This window comes from Neisseriales bacterium (genome assembly GCA_016699915.1).
In the GTDB taxonomy this organism is placed as follows: Bacteria; Pseudomonadota; Gammaproteobacteria; order Burkholderiales; family Q3-R57-64; genus Q3-R57-64.
Genome location: CP064990.1, coordinates 128,983 through 150,887, shown reverse-complemented (window position 1 = coordinate 150,887; position 21,905 = coordinate 128,983). Strand labels below are relative to the sequence as shown.

15 protein-coding genes, 2 tRNA genes and 1 rRNA gene are annotated in these 21,905 nt (G+C 42.6%); 9 read left to right on the top strand and 9 right to left on the bottom strand.

Features of this window, described 5'->3' with window-relative positions:
- Window positions 1–11: 11 nt before the first annotated feature.
- The 4 genes from IPK86_00725 to IPK86_00710 form a co-directional block, all read right to left on the bottom strand.
- A 23S ribosomal RNA gene (locus tag IPK86_00725) occupies window positions 12–2,937 on the bottom strand.
- A 270-nt stretch (window positions 2,938–3,207) separates the two neighbouring features.
- Window positions 3,208–5,526, bottom strand: a complete 2,319-nt coding sequence (locus IPK86_00720; GenBank protein QQS16764.1) for a hypothetical protein — start codon at window positions 5,524–5,526, stop codon at window positions 3,208–3,210.
- Between the two features lie 77 nt (window positions 5,527–5,603).
- Complete coding sequence (locus IPK86_00715; GenBank protein QQS16763.1) at window positions 5,604–6,239, bottom strand: hypothetical protein; 636 nt, start codon at window positions 6,237–6,239, stop codon at window positions 5,604–5,606.
- A 279-nt stretch (window positions 6,240–6,518) separates the two neighbouring features.
- Window positions 6,519–6,594, bottom strand: a tRNA-Ala gene (locus tag IPK86_00710).
- Window positions 6,595–6,982: 388 nt separating this feature from the next.
- Here IPK86_00710 and IPK86_00705 point away from each other — a divergent pair.
- The 3 genes from IPK86_00705 to holA all read left to right on the top strand — a co-directional run bounded on the left by IPK86_00705 (window position 6,983) and on the right by holA (window position 11,694).
- Window positions 6,983–7,657 carry a phosphatase PAP2 family protein gene (locus tag IPK86_00705; GenBank protein QQS16762.1) on the top strand — a complete coding sequence of 225 codons (675 nt, stop codon included), beginning with the start codon at window positions 6,983–6,985 and terminating at the stop codon, window positions 7,655–7,657.
- 411 nt (window positions 7,658–8,068) lie between these two features.
- Window positions 8,069–10,675, top strand: coding sequence for a leucine--tRNA ligase (locus tag IPK86_00700; GenBank protein QQS16761.1), 2,607 nt, complete (start codon window positions 8,069–8,071; stop codon window positions 10,673–10,675).
- Window positions 10,676–10,686: 11 nt separating this feature from the next.
- A complete protein-coding gene (holA, locus tag IPK86_00695; GenBank protein ID QQS16760.1) occupies window positions 10,687–11,694 on the top strand; it encodes a DNA polymerase III subunit delta in 1,008 nt (335 codons plus the stop codon).
- A gap of 202 nt (window positions 11,695–11,896) precedes the next feature.
- Here the strand turns inward: holA and IPK86_00690 are convergent, their stop codons facing one another.
- The 4 genes from IPK86_00690 to rplU all read right to left on the bottom strand — a co-directional run bounded on the left by IPK86_00690 (window position 11,897) and on the right by rplU (window position 14,883).
- Window positions 11,897–13,090, bottom strand: coding sequence for an MFS transporter (locus IPK86_00690; protein ID QQS16759.1), 1,194 nt, complete (start codon window positions 13,088–13,090; stop codon window positions 11,897–11,899).
- 84 nt (window positions 13,091–13,174) lie between these two features.
- Window positions 13,175–14,224, bottom strand: a complete 1,050-nt coding sequence (gene obgE, locus IPK86_00685; GenBank protein ID QQS16758.1) for a GTPase ObgE — start codon at window positions 14,222–14,224, stop codon at window positions 13,175–13,177.
- Between the two features lie 72 nt (window positions 14,225–14,296).
- Complete coding sequence (gene rpmA, locus IPK86_00680; GenBank protein ID QQS16757.1) at window positions 14,297–14,560, bottom strand: 50S ribosomal protein L27; 264 nt, start codon at window positions 14,558–14,560, stop codon at window positions 14,297–14,299.
- A 14-nt stretch (window positions 14,561–14,574) separates the two neighbouring features.
- Window positions 14,575–14,883 (bottom strand): 50S ribosomal protein L21, encoded by a 309-nt coding sequence (gene rplU / locus IPK86_00675; GenBank protein ID QQS16756.1) that lies wholly within the window; start codon window positions 14,881–14,883, stop codon window positions 14,575–14,577.
- A 231-nt stretch (window positions 14,884–15,114) separates the two neighbouring features.
- On the opposite strand from rplU, the gene IPK86_00670 reads away from it, so the two are divergent.
- Both IPK86_00670 and IPK86_00665 read left to right on the top strand, forming a co-directional pair.
- The gene (locus tag IPK86_00670) at window positions 15,115–16,044 is read left to right on the top strand and encodes a polyprenyl synthetase family protein (protein QQS17014.1); all 930 of its coding nucleotides are present in this window, start codon (window positions 15,115–15,117) and stop codon (window positions 16,042–16,044) included.
- A gap of 4 nt (window positions 16,045–16,048) precedes the next feature.
- Window positions 16,049–16,123: transfer RNA gene (locus tag IPK86_00665), tRNA-Arg, on the top strand.
- Here the strand turns inward: IPK86_00665 and IPK86_00660 are convergent.
- Window positions 16,083–16,784: an MBL fold metallo-hydrolase gene (locus IPK86_00660; protein QQS17013.1), complete on the bottom strand. Its 702-nt coding sequence runs from the start codon at window positions 16,782–16,784 to the stop codon at window positions 16,083–16,085. The genes IPK86_00665 and IPK86_00660 overlap by 41 nt on opposite strands.
- Before the next feature lie 90 nt (window positions 16,785–16,874).
- Here IPK86_00660 and IPK86_00655 point away from each other — a divergent pair, with 90 nt between their 5' ends.
- The 4 genes from IPK86_00655 to IPK86_00640 all read left to right on the top strand — a co-directional run bounded on the left by IPK86_00655 (window position 16,875) and on the right by IPK86_00640 (window position 21,853).
- Window positions 16,875–17,501 carry a YihA family ribosome biogenesis GTP-binding protein gene (locus IPK86_00655; GenBank protein QQS16755.1) on the top strand — a complete coding sequence of 209 codons (627 nt, stop codon included), beginning with the start codon at window positions 16,875–16,877 and terminating at the stop codon, window positions 17,499–17,501.
- A 290-nt stretch (window positions 17,502–17,791) separates the two neighbouring features.
- Window positions 17,792–18,916, top strand: coding sequence for an alanine dehydrogenase (gene ald / locus IPK86_00650; GenBank protein QQS16754.1), 1,125 nt, complete (start codon window positions 17,792–17,794; stop codon window positions 18,914–18,916).
- A 48-nt stretch (window positions 18,917–18,964) separates the two neighbouring features.
- Window positions 18,965–20,299 carry an aspartate aminotransferase family protein gene (locus IPK86_00645; protein ID QQS17012.1) on the top strand — a complete coding sequence of 445 codons (1,335 nt, stop codon included), beginning with the start codon at window positions 18,965–18,967 and terminating at the stop codon, window positions 20,297–20,299.
- A gap of 60 nt (window positions 20,300–20,359) precedes the next feature.
- The gene (locus IPK86_00640) at window positions 20,360–21,853 is read left to right on the top strand and encodes a CoA-acylating methylmalonate-semialdehyde dehydrogenase (GenBank protein QQS17011.1); all 1,494 of its coding nucleotides are present in this window, start codon (window positions 20,360–20,362) and stop codon (window positions 21,851–21,853) included.
- Window positions 21,854–21,905: the final 52 nt, after the last annotated feature.

Below are 21,905 nucleotides of genomic sequence, written 5' to 3'. Positions count from 1 at the left end.
ATTCAAATGATGATGCCAAGCCTCACGAGCCATTAGTACTGGTTAGCTGAACGCTTTACAGCGCTTACACACCCAGCCTATCAACGTGGTGGTCTACCACGGCTCTTCAGGGGGGTCACGCCCCCAGGGAAGTCTTATCTTCAGGCAAGTTTCCCGCTTAGATGCTTTCAGCGGTTATCTTTCCCGTACTTAGCTACCCGGCGATGCAACTGGCGTTACAACCGGTACACCAGCGGTACGTCCACTCCGGTCCTCTCGTACTAGGAGTAGATCCCGTCAAACTTCCAACGCCCACTGCAGATAGGGACCAAACTGTCTCACGACGTTTTAAACCCAGCTCACGTACCACTTTAAATGGCGAACAGCCATACCCTTGGGACCTGCTACAGCCCCAGGATGTGATGAGCCGACATCGAGGTGCCAAACGCCGCCGTCGATATGAACTCTTGGGCGGAATTAGCCTGTTATCCCCGGAGTACCTTTTATCCGTTGAGCGATGGCCCTTCCATACAGAACCACCGGATCACTATGTCCTGCTTTCGCATCTGCTCGACTTGTCAGTCTCGCAGTTAAGCTACCTTATGCCATTGCACAATCCATACGATTTCCGACCGTATCTAGGTAACCTTCGAGCTCCTCCGTTACAATTTAGGAGGAGACCGCCCCAGTCAAACTGCCTACCATGCACTGTCCCCGATCCGGATAACGGACCAAGGTTAGACATCCAAACAATCCAGGGTGGTATTTCAACGTTGGCTCAACCGAAACTAGCGCCTCGGTATCGAAGCCTCCCACCTATCCTACACAAGCTTGTTCAAACGCCCATGCAAAGCTACAGTAAAGGTTCACGGGGTCTTTCCGTCTAGCAGCGGGGAGATTGCATCTTCACAACCATTTCAACTTCGCTGAGTCTCAGAAGGAGACAGTATGGCCATCGTTACGCCATTCGTGCGGGTCGGAACTTACCCGACAAGGAATTTCGCTACCTTAGGACCGTTATAGTTACGGCCGCCGTTTACTGGGGCTTCAATCCGGAGCTTAACACCCCTTCATTTAACCTTCCAGCACCGGGCAGGCGTCACACCGTATACGTCCACTTGCGTGTTAGCACAGTGCTATGTTTTTATTAAACAGTCGCAGCCACCGATTCTCTGCGGCCTCTTCGCGCTTTGGGGGCGAACCCCGCTACACTAATGAGGCATACCTTCTTCCGAAGTTACGGTATCAATTTGCCGAGTTCCTTCTCCTGAGTTCTCTCAAGCGCCTTAGAATTCTCATCCTGCCCACCTGTGTCGGTTTGCGGTACGGTTGCATCAAAGCTGAAGCTTAGTGGCTTTTCCTGGAAGCTGCGTATCAGTCACTTCAGATCCGTAGATCCTCGTTATCACCCCTTGATGTTAATAACCGCCCGGATTTGCCAAGGCGATCCATCTACAGGCTTGAACGACCATCCAACAGGCCGCTGACCTAACGTTCTTCGTCCCCACATCGCACTTTGATACAGTACAGGAATATTAACCTGTTTCCCATCGACTACGCTTTTCAGCCTCGCCTTAGGGGCCGACTCACCCTACGCCGATGAACGTTGCGTAGGAAACCTTGGGCTTTCGGCGAGCGGGCTTTTCACCCGCTTTATCGCTACTCATGTCAGCATTCGCACTTCTGATATCTCCAGCATGCTTTACAGCACACCTTCGCAGACCTACAGAACGCTCCCCTACCACAACAACATTGCTGTTGTCATCCGCAGCTTCGGTTATCCGCTTGAGCCCCGTTACATCTTCCGCGCAGGACGACTTAACCAGTGAGCTATTACGCTTTCTTTAAATGATGGCTGCTTCTAAGCCAACATCCTGGCTGTCTTAGCCTTCCCACTTCGTTTACCACTGAGCGGATATTTGGGACCTTAGCTGGCGGTCTGGGTTGTTTCCCTCTTGACACCGGACGTTAGCACCCGATGTCTGTCTCCTGCGAAACCACTTGATGGTATTCTGAGTTTGCCATGGTTTGGTAAATCATGATGATCCCCTAGCCATAACAGTGCTTTACCCCCATCAGTGTATCGCAAGGCACTACCTAAATAGTTTTCGGGGAGAACCAGCTATCTCCGAGTTTGATTAGCCTTTCACTCCTATCCACAGCTCATCCCCTTATTTTGCAACATAAGTGGGTTCGGTCCTCCAGTGCGTGTTACCGCACCTTCAACCTGGCCATGGATAGATCACTCGGTTTCGGGTCTACACCCCGCAACTCAAAACGCCCTATTCGGACTCGGTTTCCCTACGCCTCCCCTATTCGGTTAAGCTTGCTACGGAATGTAAGTCGCTGACCCATTATACAAAAGGTACGCAGTCACCCCAGCCGCAATGACACTGGTTTCAATCCCATTGCGGCTGGAGCTCCTACTGTTTGTATGCATTCGGTTTCAGGATCTATTTCACTCCCCTCCCGGGGTGCTTTTCGCCTTTCCCTCACGGTACTAGTTCACTATCGGTCGATCACGAGTATTTAGCCTTGGAGGATGGTCCCCCATCTTCAAACAGGATTTCACGTGTCCCGTCCTACTTGTCGTACAGCTAGTCTGGCCACAGCGTTTTCGAATACGGGGCTATCACCCACTCTGGCTGATCTTTCCAGATCATTCTTCTAACGTTATGGTTAACCTGTACAGGCTGTTGCGATTTCGCTCACCACTACTTTCGCAATCTCGGTTGATTTCTTTTCCTCTGGTTACTGAGATGTTTCAGTTCACCAGGTTCGCTTCCTCACCCCTATAGATTCAGGGTGGGATACTCCTATAAAGGAGTGGGTTTCCCCATTCGGACATCGTAGGATCAATGCGCTATTGTCAGCTCCCCTACGCTTTTCGCAGACTTACACGTCCTTCGTCGCCTGTGATCGCCAAGGCATCCACCAAATGCACTTTCTTACTTGACATCATCACTTCAATGTTCTGAAGCTTCAAACTACATCACAACTACAATCTCTACCCTCACATAACGTTTAAACTAACCCGTTATGCTGATTATTACTATTTTTTTGGCTTCTCAATTGTTAAAGAGCAATCTTAAACCGACCACATGGTTTAGTTTCAAACCACATAGGGTTGGTTAAGGGGGAAAAGAGTATAACAGAAAAATGGGGATGGGTGGAAGAGATGTTACAAGACTTATGTTGAAGAGTGGATTATTTTTTGGGGGGGTAGGATCAGAATTCTCTTTCTTCATTATTTTGCTCTGCTCTATCAAGTTCCCCCTTCAAATACGATATTCTTTTCTCTATCCAATCTTTAACTTTGTGTGTTCCGTTGTATTTATATGAATTCCAACCATTCAACTCACGTTGGTAATATGGTACCAGTGTGTCAATAACACTATAAGTAAAAAGATTGTGACCAAATGCTCTTAATACTTCCTCATTGGTAGGAGCACAATTTTGCAACAAAAAATCAGCTAGCTTGGACACATAAACCTCATCATTTTTATCGTGAAATACTTCAATGGTTCTTGCGATGAATTGAGGTGCAAAATCCGGTTCCTTTTGGCACCAACTCACTAAGAGTTCCATGGGCAACCTCTCTATTATCGTTAATGAACGCTTTGCAAAAACATTTAGCTCTTTTCCTAATAACATTTCAAAAACACGTCGTGAATCAACAGTTATTTCTCTAATCATCTCTTGAAACACATTCCAAGTAACTTTAATAAACCTAGTTAGTAATATTTCTACTATTTCTTTAATGTTAAATAAAGTATCGTAAGGTGCTTTGTAAAGGCTAATATCCATCAAAAAAATTCTCAGTAATTGCTTAGCAAATTGCCGTTCCGAAGGATTACCTAAAATAGATTTTATTGTGTCGCTCCAATGCTGCAATGAAAAGCCATCAGTGGAAGTATAGAAGGCAAAGTCTAGCTTCAGGATCAATTTCTTACTTGTTGATCGTGTGAAGCTATCCCTTTTGAAGGGAAAACGTAGCATGTACATGCATAAAAAATCCAATGCGTGCCATGCACTTGCTTTGGATATATTGGATAAGCTTTCAACAAAATGACATACGTTTTTAATATCTAATTTTTTTAAAGATTGATGGCCAGATAATCTAGAAACAGTGTGAGACCACTCTGGATGTTGCTCTAATACCGTTAACAATTTGCTAAGATCTTTCTCTGTCACCTCACCAGTGGAAAAAATACCTGCCAAGTACCTTTCTAACTCACTACATTGGGCAATGTTTTTCACAAATTTTGTCCACGCTACCGGATCCACACAAAATATACCACTTAACAATCCAAGGAAAAATGCTGGATCAGCCTCTAGATTATTTTTAAGTACCTTTACTGACAGATCAAGTAATGGCTGCCATTGCTTACTAGTCTTGACAATCTCACAAGCAAAAATACTAGCTAGCGCATGTCGTTTCTCATTTAATTTCTTAATGTAAGGTATCAATGGCGCAATATCCATTGCGCATTCCTGGGCAAAAGCTACAACGTTTTTCGTTGCTATATCTGCATAGGATCCAGTATCATCCTTTTTGGATTCATAAATAGGATTAGTAACAAATAGTTCAAGTTTTTCAGATAACTGACAAGGCATCAAAAGTGCTTGCCATTCCAGTAATTTCGTCTTCGCAAGATCCTCCAATTCTTTCGAGTTGGATTGTAGTGCGCGTTTTATTTGTTTAAGAGCTGTATGCCATAAACCACCATGTATTTTGACAATTTTTTTGATTGCTGAATCAAGACTATCAAGAAGCTCTGGATAGGGTAATAGGTCGCAAATATGGAGAGCCAAAGTTTCTTTAGCTCGCTTCGCAACCTCATCCTCCTGTTCTGAGAAATTCACCAACCTTTTTATGGCTTCTTTTTGATAATCAAAAATTTCACCATAGGTTTTTGGTAGCCATTCCTTAAGAGTCACGAATATACCCTGAAACTCTGCACCCAATCGACGGGATCTTGAGCCTGTATCAAGTATCTCGCCCAAGGCTGCAATAATATGGTATTTTGCAAAATTTTCATGGATTATTCCGTCAATGAATTCAAGCCTCATCTTCGGCATAGCTTGCGTCCCCGAAAGAATAACCCTGAAAAGTTGCTTGAACAAATTAGTAGCATTATGGCTCCAAATTTCATTTTCTTGATGTGCAAACCTCAGTAAAATAAAGGCAGCTTTTTGGAAACAATCTTCCCGGAAACACAAAGATTCTAGGGCATTTATTAAATTTCGTCTTACTGAACCAGTAATTGCATAGATCTCTTGATCGGATCTTTTTTCAACTAATCGCATCAATGCTTCACAAGTTATTATTGGGTTCGCGGTTACGCATGAGCGGAAGAGAAGCGAACCTCTTTCTGAAAAAATTACTTCCGCTTGTTGAAAAAAACCATGTTGTGAAAACAAATTGGTGACTAAATTTTGAACAACTGGAGACAAACTAAGATATGAGATTTGAGTGCAAAAACTTTTAAATAAAGAGTCTGACATACCTGATTGAAACAGTTTCTTTAAACTCTCCCTATCCATCTCGTCCAAAAATTCATTTGCTAACCTAATAGCAAGAGCTTTAGGTGCGACACGAGCATAACGACCTCTGCGCTTTATTAGTCCGCGTTTAGTTTAGAAATGATTTCTTGACGTTTCGCATCGACTAAAAATGGGATTGAAAAATTAGAATAGTAACCGAGTTCATCAATAACTTTATAGTGCTGATTTGGCAATGTCAGCCATGTTGACACCTGATGTATTGCTACCAAATAATGATTCACCCAAGTAGCAATTTTCGAAGCGTCGAAAATTTGTATTTGTTTCTTGTTAAATTGGCTTTTTTTAAATTGCTTCAATGCTTCCTGCATGGCTGACAACATTTTGTCTTGCTGTACTTTATTATAGTTTTTATTGACAAAGACTACATAAGTGGCCCCTTTAGACAAGGCTTCAATAACAGATTTTTTGATAATTTCGGATTTACAATTTGAAGGCTTAACTTTTGTTGCTTTAATCTGAAATATTGTAAACCGAGACGAAAGAAAATCTGTGGAACTAGGCTTACCTTCCCACTTGATTTCAGCATCCACCCCATCATCAGGAGTATAAATATTTTGCCCAACACGAATAATCAACGGTGATATTCCGTTCTGATGAGTCTCACACTCTAGTAGACACTTCAACAATTGCGTTAATTCTTCTGGTTTAAGTCCTTCAATATCTGAACTTCTTACCTCAATAAGTGAATCCATATTTTTCAAAAGCTTTCAAAGATAGGTTATTTGCGTAGACTTTTTTTAAATAATTGCGTTCGTTCTTTAATAATTAATCTGTTAATCAAATCTCAGGGCTGGGATAAATAATATATTCTAACCAATCAAAACTCATTGGTAGAGGGCATTCTTAAATATTTGATACTGCCCTATTTTGGGCGTAAACTGGCTTAAAAATTTGTTAGAATTTGCACGGGTACGTGACTTGCTAAGTACACGCCATCGTTGGCCATAGTAGATAAAAATCTATGAACCATTTGGTGGAGACAGTCGGAATTGAACCGACGACCTCCTGCTTGCAAAGCAGGCGCTCTACCAACTGAGCTATGCCCCCTACGGTAAAAATATCCGATGAACTAGTCTAACAGCCAAAGTAAGCACATCATTATAGCTAAAACACCTGATATTTTCCAAAAAAACCATTGCTCCACTCAACAACATGAGAGATATTCAAGAACATCACACTTTGTCAGCCAAAAAAAATTCACACTTTTTTCATAAAACTCAAGTAATTCAAAAAATAAAGCGATGCTATAATTAGAGTATTATGCAAAAGTTGTTCTTGGGTAGCTTAGAATGTTAAAAAACTTAATTGTCTCCTTTTTAATTTTTTGGAAATATGGATATGATCCCCTTCTTTAAGTGACAACGTTGCCAATCTATTTTTGGTATTCAGCCACATTGAGGTCGTTGTCCCCTGTTTAATGATAGGATATATTTGGTTGGATAAAAAACTAGTTTTGCGAACAGCTTATCTAACACTGACTGCCGTTATCTTGAACTACGCCCTCAAAGTCACATTCATGATCCCTTCACACATACCATCGGTTCTTGCTTATCCCAGCGGTCACATGCAATTCTCAGTTGCCCTGTACGGATATTTGATCACACAAATCAAAAAACTGCTTGGTCAAGCCATCATGATAGTCATACTTTTTGGTATTGCTTCGAGCTTAGTGCATTTCAATTACCACAATTATTTTGATGTGGTAGGGTCAATCTTTTTTGCTACCTTACTCATCGTCGGATATATCGCCTTATCAAACAGTAATCAACAAGCACGCTTACCGTTCTTAATGCTGCTCATCAGCACATTGTTGGTATTTTATATTGCCGTTGTCTATGATGTGGCATTTCATGTATGGAGATCTTATTATGGATTGCTTGGCCTTGTGGTTGCGGAACACTATTTTGGAGCAAAAATAGAGGCTCAGTACAAAGCGAAAATTATGGCCACACTCAGCTGTTTTATGGTCCTTTTTGTGACGCAAAAAATTTTTACGCAAATGGTGATGCTACCAATATTTCTATCGCAGATGCAATGGATTATAGTTAGTGCATTTTTGCCATTCGCATTACATCAGTCAGCTAAACTTGAGAAAAGATTCTTGTCGTAGCTATTTTTTTGATGTGGAAACTTGATTGGCTCTTTGTCAATCTTTATGCTGACGGCTGACTTATGTCACTGCCTTATTATTTCTTGGTCGCTTACAGCCTTCGCTTTGCTGATGGTATTGGCATAGCAGCAATGAGCAACCAAGTCTAGGCATCGGCTTTTGATGTGCTACAATTCGAGTCAAAATCATTTGTATTGAGACATGCTAGATACAGCTATGCTGCTAGCAGCATAGCACTATAACGAAAAATCACTGCCTTTTTAAAATAAAGCAAACTAAGAAGCGAATCAGATCTGAATTCATTATAAAAACTGAACTTGGTTGACCCTGAAAAAATGACAAAGAACGAGCAACACATCAATAAGGTTCAAATTAAGCCACATAATACCTTCTTATTGATCCATTAATTTTATGCAACCGGACTACGCACCAAAGCAAGTTGAAACCATTGCTCAAGAACATTGGGAGCATACTGGCGCATTTCATTGTTGTGAAAACACCACCAAGCCAAAATTTTATTGTTTATCAATGTTTCCCTATCCATCGGGACATTTGCATGCAGGCCACGCTAAAAACTATACGATTACTGATGTATTGTCCCGCTATATGCGCATGCAAGGCTTTAATGTATTGCAGCCTATGGGATGGGATGCCTTTGGTATGCCTGCAGAAAATGCGGCCATTAAGCAGCATATCGCACCTGCAAAATGGATCGCACAAAATATTCAAGCGATGCGCCAACAAATTAAAAGACTGGGTTGTGCTATTGACTGGACACGTGAAATAGCCACATGCGACCCGAGTTATTATCGATGGGAGCAGTGGTTATTTATACAACTTTTCAAAAAAGGTCTGATTTATCGAAAAGATGGCATCGTCAACTGGGATCCTGTTGATCAAACTGTTTTAGCTAATGAACAGGTAATCAACGGTTGCGGTTGGCGTTCAGGTGCACCGGTTGAAAAGCGAGCGGTTCCCATGTACTACCTGCGTATCACCGATTACGCCGAAGAGTTGTTAGCAAAACTTGATACACTAAACTGGCCGCCGCAAGTCATTGCTATGCAAAAAAACTGGATCGGTAAAACAACAGGTGTTGTCATACAGTTAGATTGTATGGCGCCCTCTGCACAACCTGCTTTATCTATACAACTTTATGCTCCGCATCCGTATCGCATCATGGGAGCAACCTATATTGCTTTATCTGCTAAACATCCTGTAGCCATTGAGGCTGCCAAAACGAATGAGGCTCTGGCTATTTTTCTGAATACCTGTCGCTATGGCAGTGTTGCTACAGCCAGTATGGATACACAAAAAAGACAAGGTATGCCAACAGGATGGATCGCACGACACCCTTTAACAGGAGCAACACTGCCAATTTGGGTAACCAATTATCTAGCACTTGATGAGAATGAAGGTATGGTCTTGGTAACGCCTGCTCATGATAAACAGGATTTTGAATTTGCTTGCCAATACCAGTTACCGATTAAACCTATTTTGAGATCACCAAACGATCCAGCATATGATAAAACAACATGGCAAAACATGTATGCTGAAACCAATCAGTCCGTTCTCGTTAATACAGGTCAATATGATGGGTTAACCATCGCTCAAGCAAACCCCCAAATCATCAAAGCACTGGCTGCAAAAAACTGTGGCAAAGCGCGCACACAATTCCGCTTGCGTGACTGGGGTATTAGCCGCCAACGTTACTGGGGTTGTCCAATCCCTATTATCCACTGCGATACATGCGGTGCTTTACCCGTACCAGAATCCGAGTTGCCTGTAATATTACCTGTTGATCTTGTGCCCGATGGCCGCTCTAATCCGTTAGCAACTTCTGCAGCGTTTTATCAAACAACTTGTCCGCAATGTGCTAAACCCGCTCGAAGAGAAACCGATACTCTAGATACCTTCGTAGAATCTTCGTGGTATTTTGCACGTTTTGCTTCGCCTGATTGCCAAACAGGTTTAGTTGATGAACGTGCACATTATTGGATGAATGTTGATCAATATGTCGGCGGCATTGAGCATGCTATTTTACATTTACTATACGCTCGATTCTTTCAAAAAATCATGCGCGACCACCATCTGTTAAAGGATGATGAACCTTTTCAAAAACTGCTCACCCAAGGCATGGTACTGCATGAGACTTTTTTTCGCAGTCAATCACATAGCACGGAATGGATCGCACCAAGCGATGTCGTCGTGACACGCAATAAAAAAGGGCAAATCATATCAGCCACGCATCAAAAAGATGGGTTACCTGTCCAAGTTGGTGGCGTGTCTAAAATGTCCAAATCTAAGAATAACGGCATCAATTTACAACAGCTACTCGATGAACACGGTGCTGATGCTGCTCGATTATTCATTATGTTTGCCGCACCACCCAATCAATCATTAGAATGGACCGAAGCTGGTATTGTTGGTGCTTCGCGTTTCATTAAACGGCTTTGGAAAGCTGTGCATGATTTTGCAAAAAAGGGTGTTGTAGACCCTTACAAGGCGGGAATGATTCAAAGTACTATCCACCAACAACTTCGCCAAAAATGTCATCTAACCCTTAAAAAGGTAACCGAAGATTATGGGAAGCGCCAACAATTCAACACAGCGATCGCATCGATCATGGAGCTTTTCAACCTTTATGAAAAAACGCCATTCAATAATCCATTAGAGCGATCCATCGGACAAGAAACGCTTGAAACCATCGTGTTAACTTTATCTCCTGTCATCCCCCATGTTTGCCACATACTCTGGCAAACGCTACAACCCAATGGTGACATACTAGAAGCAGGTTGGCCCATCGTTGACGAGGCTGCTCTTAAAGTGGCTCATATCACTTTGATTGTACAAATTAACGGTAAATTGCGCAGCAAAATTACGGTTGCTCCCGATACCAACCAGCAAACCATTGAGCACATCGCATTAGCAGACAAATTAATTCACGCAACGCTTGCTGATGCTGTTATCCAACGTATCGTATTTGTGCCCAATAAATTAATTAATATCGTCACATAATCTTTTGACATATGCCTATCCTTGACCCCTCTGAACTCATCGCCTCGCTTCAAAAACAACTTTCATCCATTTACCTAGTGTATGGCGATGAAGTCGTCTTAGTGATGGAGGCCGTTGATCAAATTCGTCAAGCAGTCCATCAAGCAGGTTATGTGGATAGGCGGTATATTGAAGCAGATAGCCAATTTGATATCAACGCTTTAAAGGAGGCTGTTTGCCATCTTTCCTTATTTTCAGCCAATCAATTTTTGGACATTCATTTTACGTCGGCAAAGTTAAGCGCAAAAAATGGCGAAGTTTGCAATTTTTTATCAACAACAAAATTTGCTGATACGATCTTTTTATTAACCTTTGCAACGCTGGATCGTGCGCAACAACAAATTGCACCATTGCGTGCTCTGCGTCAAACCGCCATGGTCATAGAAGCCAAATCAATAAGCAAAAACCATTTGCCACAGTGGATTACTCGGCGTCTAGCTAATCAGCAACAATCAATCACTGAAGAAGCCTTGCATGTCATGGTCACGCAAACCGAAGGCAATCTTTTAGCTACCAAGCAGATCATCGAAAGATTAGCACTATCGCATAGTCAAAATACTCAAATTACCTTTGACATACTCAAAACAAGTATGAGTGGCAATGCAAAATTTACTGTATTTGATTTGGGCGAAGCATGGATGAGTAAAAATAAGGAGCGACTTTTACAGATATTAAGCGCTCTTAAAGTAGCTGGGGAACCACTTACTCTTATTTTATGGGTTATTGCAGAGGATATTCGCAAACTGATGAAAATTCGAAACGCTTGGCAAGAAGGCAACTTATCCCATCAAACAGATCATACATTACGTTTATGGGGCTCAAAAAAAATATTAGTCCACGCTGCCTCCAAAAGAATTCGCATGCATCGTCTTGGTCAAGCACTGATCGCCTGCGCAGAACTCGATAGTCAAGTTAAGGGGCTTGAGGAAGGTGATACTTGGCAGGGCTTAGAAAACATGTTGCTTCAACTCGCAAAGTAGAGCGCCCAAAAAATAGACTGATTAGCAATCTTTAGATGTCGTTTTGTATAGATCCCTGAACCAAAAATGCTGTACCAAAAAAATAAGCGAGCATTTTTACATTGTTTGCTACAAGTCTTGCTTAGCCAAGTAAGCAGTTGCCTTAAATAGTACAATGCCAGTTCTGTTTAATCAAAAAATATCCCGGCGTTAAAATAGCACCTCAACTATACAGCCCAAGCTTCTTAAGAATGATCTGATAAAAATAAACAGCAACAGAAAAATAGGCAAGGCCCAAAATAATGAGTACAAACCAAAGCGCTTCATAGCTTAGCGTTGTCGCGATCAGTGCAGCAAAATAAGGGAAAAGGTACACTCCTAAAAAATAGGACAAACTAAAATAAATCAATACGGGTGGACGTAAAGTAGCCGGCACATAACGCACCGCTTCGGATTGCACCAAAGAGTACGCTAGACCATAGCCTGCTCCCAGTAATGATGCACTTAATGCATAACAAATGGATGAATCATCTGCAAAAAATAAAAACCAAACACCCAAAGTAAGTATCAAAATAAGGCAAGGGATACTTTTATTGACCGCAATTTTGGAAAGCATTCTACTCAATGTGAATCGCGATGCAATGATCGCCAAAGAATAAAAACCGTAAAAAATAATATAATCAATTTGCTTAAGATCTGCAAAAGTCATCTGTAAACTGATGACAGCAGTATAGATGCAGGAACCAAAAAATATCATGATGCAAAAGTAAAGGCTCGGCTGTTTTAGTACAGCAACAAATTCTGATAATCCGGATATATTGGACACACGAATTGATTGATAGGCTTTGTTATTGATCGCTACTTTTGCTGACACAATGTAAGCTATGGCACTAGTAAGGATGGCAAGCATAAATAGATGCTCAGATGTCCAATGTAGATAGGTTGAGCAAAAGCGGATCACAAACGGCGCAGAACCAGCTCCTAGTGCCGTATAGGCAGAATGGACTGTAAAGTAATAAGCCCGATCGGTATCATTTTTTTCAGACAAGGTGCTCGCAATACCAATTGGACCGACTGTAAACGTTAAACCCCATCCTGCTCCTTGTAAAAGAGAGGCCAAGTAATAGCCATTGATACTATGAAAATGATCGAATACGCAATAAAGTAAGCAACCTATGGTATATAGCAAGCTTCCTACTGGAGCTACTTTACTAAAACTCCATCGGCGGATCAGTTGTGCACTCCCACCAACGCTCAAAATGGTACCCAGAGCGCCTACCGCATATACCTGCCCAAAAAAAGTCTCGTCCCAGCCTAAATTTTTAAAATGCAGCGGTAAAATTAAAAATAGCCCCATCGCAAAAGATGTGCCAAATCTTTCAATATATAACCCTGTTCTTGTTTGTACGTGATCCATAGTGGCTATCAATCATGAAAAAAATAGTTGGTAACTACTTATATAAAACCTAATCAACAGTTCATGGATTGTTCCAGCGATCAACTATTGTGATGCTTGGCAATATTGAGCAGTTGCCTCAAGCAAGGCACTTAAACCTGTTTTGGTCATGCCAGAAACAATAAATAGCCAGCGCCCAAAAGAAAAGCTGCGACGCAGGTCTTCTATGTTTGGTTCTGCCCAGCCATGACACTGGGTAAATTGTGCAACTATTTTTTTGCACTGTGCAGGCGATAATGTATCCACCTTGTTGAGGATTAACCACCGCGGTTTTTCGTATAACGCTTGGTCATATTTTTTTAGCTCCGCTTCTACGGCTAGCATTTCATGAACAGGGTCTTTGCTAGTTGGCGATATATCAACTATATGCCATAGTAAGTGCGTACGCGACAAATGTTTAAGAAAACGATGGCCTAATCCGGCACCTTCTGCAGCGCCCTCAATTAATCCAGGAATATCCGCAACCACAAATGGTCGTCTGTTTGTCGTATTGACTACACCCAAATAGGGGTGCAAAGTCGTAAACGGATAGCTATCCACCTTAGATTTTGCGGAGGAAATAGCTCCAATCAGTGTGGATTTACCCGCATTAGGAAAACCTAACAACCCAACATCCGCTAACACCCTAAGCTCTAATTTCAGGTGTAATCTCCCACCTGCCTCTCCTAGCGTATGTTGACGGGGGGCGCGATTGGTAGAGCTTTTAAAGTGCAAATTACCTAATCCGCCCTTGCCACCTCGCAATAAACAAACGCTGTCACCAGGGCATTTAAGGTCTGCCATAACTTGCTGCGTTGTCGCATCCATAATGATCGTGCCAATTGGTACAGACAACGTAATATCTGGAGCAGATTTTCCATGGCAGGCTTTGCTTCGACCATTTTGGCCATTTTTAGCACGGTATGTTTTGATAAATTGGTAGTCAATTAAGGCATTAAGGTGTCTGCTGGCCGTTGCGTAAATACTTCCACCATCACCACCATCACCACCATCTGGTCCCCCTCTTGGCACAAATTTTTCGCGCCGAAAACTCGCCAAACCATGGCCACCATTGCCAGCAATAACTTCAATTTGCGCTTCGTCAATAAATTTCATACTGCCCACCAAAAAATAAAGCCCTGCTATAACACAGAGCTCCAAATCATACTTTCGAAAACATTCAATTAATCAGTTTGCTACGGCTTTCACATGAACCGTCTTACGGCGTAAGGCTCCCTTCACAGCAAACTCCAGATAACCGGTCGTTTTGGCAAATAAAGTGTGATCACGTCCCATACCAACATTGTTTCCTGGGTGAAAACAAGTACCACGCTGGCGTACAATAATTGAGCCCGCCAAAACCAATTGGCCACCGTAAGCCTTCACGCCGAGTCGTTTTGATTCAGAATCTCGTCCGTTACGGGAACTTCCGCCTGCTTTTTTATGTGCCATGGTTAACTATAGCTCTATCTTGCAATTTCTTTGACTTCAATTTCTGTAAAATGCTGGCGATGTCCTGCATGCTTTTGGTAATGTTTGCGTCGCCGCATTTTAAAAATGTGCACTTTGTCATGCCGACCCTTGCTCACGACCGTTGCAATAACAGAAGCATTTTCAATGAATGGGTTACCTACCTTGATTGCACCATCATCCCCTATCATCAGTACTTTGAGGCTAATTTGGCTATCAATTGGATCGGTCATTTGCTCAATTTTTAGCCGATCCCCCACAGCTACCTTATGCTGCTTACCACCCGCTTCTACAATTGCATACATACCACATCACTCCGACAAGCCACCGAACTACCCACAATAATCCAATCCTCGCATTCTAACGTAAATGAGACAAAACTGTCAATTCTTAAGCCAATATGCATCGTCAAGAATGTGAATACGAAGTCATTTCTGATATGATGAGCGCTTTATATGTGCTCTATTTCAGGTATGACTATTTTACAACCTAGCATGTTTGATGATGAGCCGTTTCACACACTCCTACATCAGCCCATGCAGGATGTTGATCGTATCATTACCGAACAACTCCGATCCGAAATACCGCTTATTGCACAAACTGCTGAACATGTTATTCAAGCTGGCGGAAAAAGATTAAGACCTCTTGTTACCTTGCTAAGCGGTATTGTTTTGGCGTGTCAAGAACCAGAGCTGGTAAAGATGGCAGCCATGGTTGAATGTATCCATACGGCTACCTTGTTACATGATGATGTAATTGATAACTCATCGTTGCGCCGTGGTCAAGCCTCAGCAAACACTTTATTTGGTAATGCAGCCTCTGTCTTGGTTGGTGATTTTCTTTATTCTCGTGCTTTTCAAATGATGGTCAGCACCGATAATTTACGTATTCTCAAAGCACTGTCCAACGCCACGATCCTCATTGCAGAAGGAGAGATGATGCAAATGGCTAATATCGGCAACATGGCGATGGACGAAACAACCTATTTATTAATCATTCAAAAAAAAACGGCACAACTGTTTGAAACGGCAGCACAAATTGGCGCGATTGTCGGTAAGGCTGATTCATCAATAGAACAGTCCCTCATGAGTTATGGCATACATCTTGGCACAGCCTTTCAGTTGATGGATGATGTGCTAGATTATGTAGGCGATCCAAATATAACTGGCAAGAAGTTGGGTAGCGATCTTGCGGAGGGCAAATTAACACTGCCTTTAATTTTCCTAATAAGCCAAAATGATGCAAGCACCACAAACATTGCTCAACAAGCTCTCTTTGATCAAAATAAAAGCCATTTTAACCATGTACGTCGTATCATGGAGCAATCCGGTGCGTTGCGTTACGCAACCGACAAAGCCAAAGCTATGTCAAAAAAAGCTATGGACGCTATCCAACATCTACCCAATGGGCTAGCAAAAACAGCTCTAGTTCAGTTGGCGCACTTTGCTTATGCACGCAATGCTTAACTTTGTCCTTGTAGTTAAATGGATATAACAGCTCCCTCCTAAGGAGCAATTACAGGTTCGATTCCTGTCAGAGACGCCATATTTTCATTGTCATTCGGCACAAAATGCGGGTTGTGATGTTTTTCATCGCCGATTGTCGTCATGGATCCATGGCCAGGAATGACACGTGTCGCATCAGGTAGCGTAAAAAGTTGGCGACGAATCGATTGGCGCAATACACGCCCATCGCCTCCGGGTAAATCAGTTCGACCAATTGAATTTTTGAACAGCACATCACCTACTACCACTAAGCAGGCTTGCTGATTGTAAAACACAATATGCCCTGGAGTATGACCAGGGCAATGCAAGACTTCCAATATTTCATCGCCCAATACGATATGAGCTTGATGGGTAAGCCAACCAATGGGTAAAGTTATCTTTTCCGGTACAGGATCGGGAAAATGAAATAGACGAGCTTGCTCTGAGAGCATGCTGAGCAAAAAATGATCTGCCTCATGAGGTCCCGCAATTGATACATGATAGTAAAGCGCTAATGCTTCGGCTGCACCAGCATGATCCACATGGCCATGAGTCAATAATATATGCTGCACCTGCAACGCATGGCTTTGAATAAAAGATTGTAAGCGTTCTATGTCACCGCCTGGATCAACCACTGCCGCGTGTTTTGTAGCATCGCACCACAAAACCGTGCTATTTTGCAAAAAGGCAGTCACGGGAATAATTTGATATTGAAGTGCCACGTCGTAGGATATGGATAGGAAGTATCTGTTTACATTCAAAAATGAATATTTTATCAATTGCGATTATCGCTTAAAATGGTTAAAACTGCTATGAAATTATTTGATCGCACCACATTTTATACGACCGTTAACCATTTGAAAGATTTGCCCAATAGTGATGCGGAAGTTGTATTTGTTGGGCGCTCTAATGCTGGTAAATCAAGTGTTATTAACACACTGACTCGACAAACTCGCCTAGCTTTCGTTTCCAAAACACCTGGGCGGACACAGCATATTAATTTTTTTGAACTGGGTAATCTGCTTGATGCGAAACGTTGTTATATCGTCGATATGCCAGGCTACGGATTTGCCAAAGCCTTACGATCAGTACGTGAACATTGGGTACATTTACTGGGTGACTACTTACAAACAAGAAAGGGATTAATAGGGCTAGTTTTAATTATGGATTGCAGACATCCGATGAAACCACTAGATGTAGCGATGCTGAATTTCTTTTCTATACGTCAGCAACCCATCCATATTCTTTTATCAAAGTCCGATAAATTATCCCATCAGCAACAAAATCAAGTCCTCAAAACTGTTCATCAAACTTTATCTGCCTATCCTCGTCCCCCTCAAATCACTGTCCAATTATTCTCTAGCCTAAAAAAGCAAGGTATTGAACAAGTCGAATTAACCCTTGCCAGCTGGTTTGATTCGGCTAATCGAATCACTTAAATCAACCGATCCCAAGCTCGCTGGGAACATACAAAATAAAGAGCCCATCAATATCCTTAGAAAAAATCAAAAAATATTTGCCAATCCAACCCAAGTTATATTTATTTTTGCCGTTTTTATCCTTACAATGTCCATTAACTTGAAAGGATCTTGTTGAGCGTAGCGGCATAACACATTGGCGGCTTATATCTTCCACAAGCAAACAATGTGCAAGTATCCTGCTTTTATCGCAACATAACCTTCGTCATCATGACAATCTTCAAATTTAAAGTGGCTACAGGGGAACAGGCATGTTAATAGGTATTCCAAAAGAAATTAAAACAAAAGAGTACAGGGTTGGTGCCGTGCCAACTAGTGTTCGGGAGTTGGTTAAGCGTGGTCACAAAGTCATTGTGGAAAAGGGTGCTGGGCTGGGTATTGGTGCGACCGACAAAGACTATGAAATAGCTGGTGCAACCATAGCAAATTCTGCTCAGTCAGTATTTGATCAATCCAATATGATCATCAAAGTTAAAGAGCCACAAGCTGTTGAAAGAAAAATGCTACGCGGTGATCAGATTCTGTTTACTTACTTACACCTTGCCCCTGATCCAGAGCAAACAGCTGACTTAGTGAAGTCGGGCGCTACTTGCATTGCCTACGAATGTGTCACGGCACCCGATGGTAGTTTGCCACTTCTTGCGCCCATGTCTGAAGTAGCGGGGCGTTTATCTGTATTGGCAGGCGCTTATTTTTTAGGCAAACCATATGGCGGTTCTGGCATTTTATTGGGCGGTGTACCAGGCGTTTTACCAGCCAAAGTAACAATTATAGGCGGCGGTGTGGTCGGCTCTCACGCAGCAACCATGGCATTGGGATTAGGTGCACAAGTCACCATTATTGATCGCAATATCAATGCATTAAAAAATCTATGGAAACAATTTGGCAATCATTTGTTGACTGCTTATTCGACGCAAGATGCTGTTGAGCATCATTGTGTTGAGGCAGATCTTGTTATCGGTGGCGTACTAATTCCTGGTGCTGCTGCACCTAAGTTAGTCACGCGTACCATTGTCGAAAAAATGCGTCCCGGTTCTGTCATCGTAGACGTAGCTATTGACCAAGGTGGCTGCTGTGAAACTTCTCGTGCAACTACACATGATGATCCTGTTTTTGATGTGTGTGGTGTCATACATTATTGCGTTGCTAACATGCCAGGTGCTGTACCACGTACTTCAGCTTACGCCCTGAGTAACGCAACGCTACCTTATCAACTCGCTCTTGCTGATAAAGGTTTGCAGGCATTGCATCATGACCCACACTTATTGAATGGCCTAAATATACATCGCGGCCTGGTCACCAGTAGAACTGTTGCAGAAGCACTGAAGTATCAATTTGTAGCACCTAAAGAGGCTTTGCAACAATATCCAACTTGATAAACTTTTTTGGCAAAGAATTAATTCTATTTACATAAGGAACATATGATGGCTCAGCACGATAAAGCAGGACTGGATGCTTATTGGCTACCCTTTACCTCCAATCGTTTTTTTAAGAAGTCGCCAACTATTCTTGCTTCTGCTAAAGGCGCTTACTATTACACTGAAGAGGGTCAAAAGTTATTTGATTGTCTATCTGGATTGTGGTGTTGTCCACTGGGACATGGTCACCCTAAAATTGCTGAAGTTATTGCACACCAAGCCAAAAACCTGGACTATACCACAGCATTTTTAGCTGCCAATCCTGATGCAATCAAGCTTGCTGGTCGAATTACCAGTGTTGCCCCTAAAAATTTAAATAAAGTATTTTTTACCAACTCTGGATCTGAGGCGGTCGATACAGCATTGAAAATTGCTGTAGGCTACCATCGTATTCGTGGAGAAGGTCAACGGTGTCGGATGATTGGGCGGGAGCGGGGTTATCACGGCGTTGGATTTGGCGGTCTTTCGGTAGGCGGTATGGTAGCTAATCGTAAGATGTTTTCAACAGTCATGTTACCTGGTGTAGACCACTTGCCACATACTCATAACGCCAGTGAAATGGCCTTTTCGCGTGGCCAACCTAAATGGGGCGCTCACCTAGCTAATGAACTGGAAAAATTAGTGGCTCTGCATGATGCTTCGACCATTGCTGCTGTTATTGTAGAGCCCGTCGCTGGTTCTACTGGTGTATTGGTACCGCCCATTGGTTATTTAGAGCGTCTGCGGGAAATTTGTACAGCCCATGGCATTTTGTTAATTTTTGATGAGATCATCACAGGTTTCGGCAGAATGGGTCATTATTTTGGTGCTCAGCGATTCAATGTAACGCCTGATATGATCACCTTTGCTAAAGCCGTAACCAATGCTGTTATCCCAATGGGTGGCGTATTGGTCAAAAATGATATCTATGAAACGTTCATGGGCATCCAAGCATCAGAATATGCTCCTGAATTCTTCCATGGTTATACTTACTCCGGTCACCCAATGGCCGCAGCAGTCGGTAACGCTACGTTTGAAATTATGCGCGACGAAGGACTTATTGAACAAGCTCGAAAACTGGAGCCCATTTTAGAGGAAGCCATGCATAGCTTGAAGGGCGAAGAGAGCATTACCGATATTAGAAATATTGGTTTGGCTGCTGCCATTGATTTAAAACCCATTGCTGGCAAACCCGGTCTTCGTGGCTTTACTATATTTCAAGAAGCGATTAAAAAAGGATTCTTGATACGTATCGCAGGTGATGCAATTGCTGTTGGTCCGCCCTTCATTTCAACAAAGCAAGAATTGGAAGATATGGCAGAAGTACTACGCCAAGTTATTCGAGCGGTACCTGCTGCTTAAAACGCGGAACCTATTAAATTATTTAATCATTTATATTTTGGAGTTAATTATAAAATGAGCATTTATGAAGTTGAACATTATATCGGCGGTAAACGCATCCCTTCTGCCTCCGGAAAATTTGCGAGTATCTTCAACCCAGCAACGGGTGAAGTACAAGGCCAAACACATCTTGGCACAGCGAGCGAATTGGATAAAGCAGTAGAAGTAGCACGTGCCGCTTTCCCAGCTTGGGCTGGTGAACCGCCCCTTAAGCGAGCAAGGGTGTTGTTCAAATTTTTGCAACTGATTCAAGAATCATCCGAATCCATTGCCAAAGCAATTGTCAAAGAACATGGTAAAACGCTGCCCGATGCACTGGGCGAAGTAGCTCGTGGGATTGATGTTGTTGAATTCGCAACAGGTATCCCTCAACTTTTAAAGGGGGAATACACTGAACAAATTTCTGGTGGCATAGATGCTTGGTCAATCCGTCAACCTTTGGGTGTTGTTGCCGGCATTACGCCATTTAATTTCCCGGCTATGGTACCTATGTGGATGTTCCCACTTGCGCTTGCATGTGGCAATACTTTTGTATTAAAACCTGCCAAGTGTAACCCTTCTGCTAGTTTGATCATAGCGGATCTACTTAAAAAAGCAGGCTTACCAGATGGTGTATTTAATGTTGTGCAAGGAGATAAAGTAATCGTTGAGGCAATCTTGCAAAACCCACATATTGAAGCGATTAGCTTTGTAGGATCAACACCTGTTGCAGAGTATATTTACGCAACAGGGGCTGCCAAAACAAAACGCGTTCAGGCTTTGGGAGGCGCAAAAAATCATGCGATCATCATGCCAGACGCAGATATGGATCAAGTATGTGATGCTCTAATGGGCGCAGCCTATGGATCAGCTGGCGAGCGCTGTATGGCAATTGCTGTAGCTGTAGCGGTTGGCGATGTGGGGGATAAACTCGTCAAACGACTAGAGAACCGAGTTCGTACATTAAAGGTTGGTGAAGGCTTCCAATCAGGCATTGAGATGGGTCCGATTGTCACAGCAAACGACAAGCAACGCATCGAAAACTTAATTACTCAAGGGATCCAAGAGGGTGCTAAGGTCGTTGTTGACGGTCGTCAATACAAAGTTCCTGGTTTTGAAAAAGGATTCTTTGTAGGGGGAACCCTGCTAGATCATGTCAGTACCGATATGTGTGTGTACAAAGAAGAAATTTTTGGACCCGTACTATGTATCATGCGTACCCCTGATTTAGCGAGCGCATTAAAGCTCATTGCAAGTAATGAGTATGCAAACGGTACTGCTATTTTCACACGTGACGGTGGTGTAGCACGTGAGTTTGCCCGCAATGTTCATGTCGGTATGGTTGGTATCAATGTACCACTGCCTGTACCAATGGCTTTTAATAGCTTCGGAGGATGGAAACGGAGCTTGTTTGGTGATCACCATGCCTATGGTCCAGAAGGTGTACGTTTCTACACGAAACATAAAGCTGTCATGCAGCGTTGGCCTGATAGCATTGCGAAAGGCGTGGAATTTGCCTTCCCGCAGATGTCGTAAGATTCCCCCAACCAGCTAGATATAATTTGATTTAGCTGGTTGGGATAATTGG

Coding starts and splice junctions, on each gene's coding strand:
- IPK86_00645 (QQS17012.1), top strand. CDS start 18,965: ATGGCTCAGCACGATAAAGCAGGACTGGATGCTTATTGGCTACCCTTT.
- IPK86_00720 (QQS16764.1), bottom strand. CDS start 5,526: ATGGATAGGGAGAGTTTAAAGAAACTGTTTCAATCAGGTATGTCAGAC.
- rplU (QQS16756.1), bottom strand. CDS start 14,883: ATGTATGCAATTGTAGAAGCGGGTGGTAAGCAGCATAAGGTAGCTGTG.
- IPK86_00655 (QQS16755.1), top strand. CDS start 16,875: ATGAAATTATTTGATCGCACCACATTTTATACGACCGTTAACCATTTG.
- IPK86_00715 (QQS16763.1), bottom strand. CDS start 6,239: ATGGATTCACTTATTGAGGTAAGAAGTTCAGATATTGAAGGACTTAAA.
- IPK86_00700 (QQS16761.1), top strand. CDS start 8,069: ATGCAACCGGACTACGCACCAAAGCAAGTTGAAACCATTGCTCAAGAA.
- IPK86_00670 (QQS17014.1), top strand. CDS start 15,115: ATGCAGGATGTTGATCGTATCATTACCGAACAACTCCGATCCGAAATA.
- IPK86_00690 (QQS16759.1), bottom strand. CDS start 13,090: ATGGATCACGTACAAACAAGAACAGGGTTATATATTGAAAGATTTGGC.
- rpmA (QQS16757.1), bottom strand. CDS start 14,560: ATGGCACATAAAAAAGCAGGCGGAAGTTCCCGTAACGGACGAGATTCT.
- obgE (QQS16758.1), bottom strand. CDS start 14,224: ATGAAATTTATTGACGAAGCGCAAATTGAAGTTATTGCTGGCAATGGT.
- holA (QQS16760.1), top strand. CDS start 10,687: ATGCCTATCCTTGACCCCTCTGAACTCATCGCCTCGCTTCAAAAACAA.
- ald (QQS16754.1), top strand. CDS start 17,792: ATGTTAATAGGTATTCCAAAAGAAATTAAAACAAAAGAGTACAGGGTT.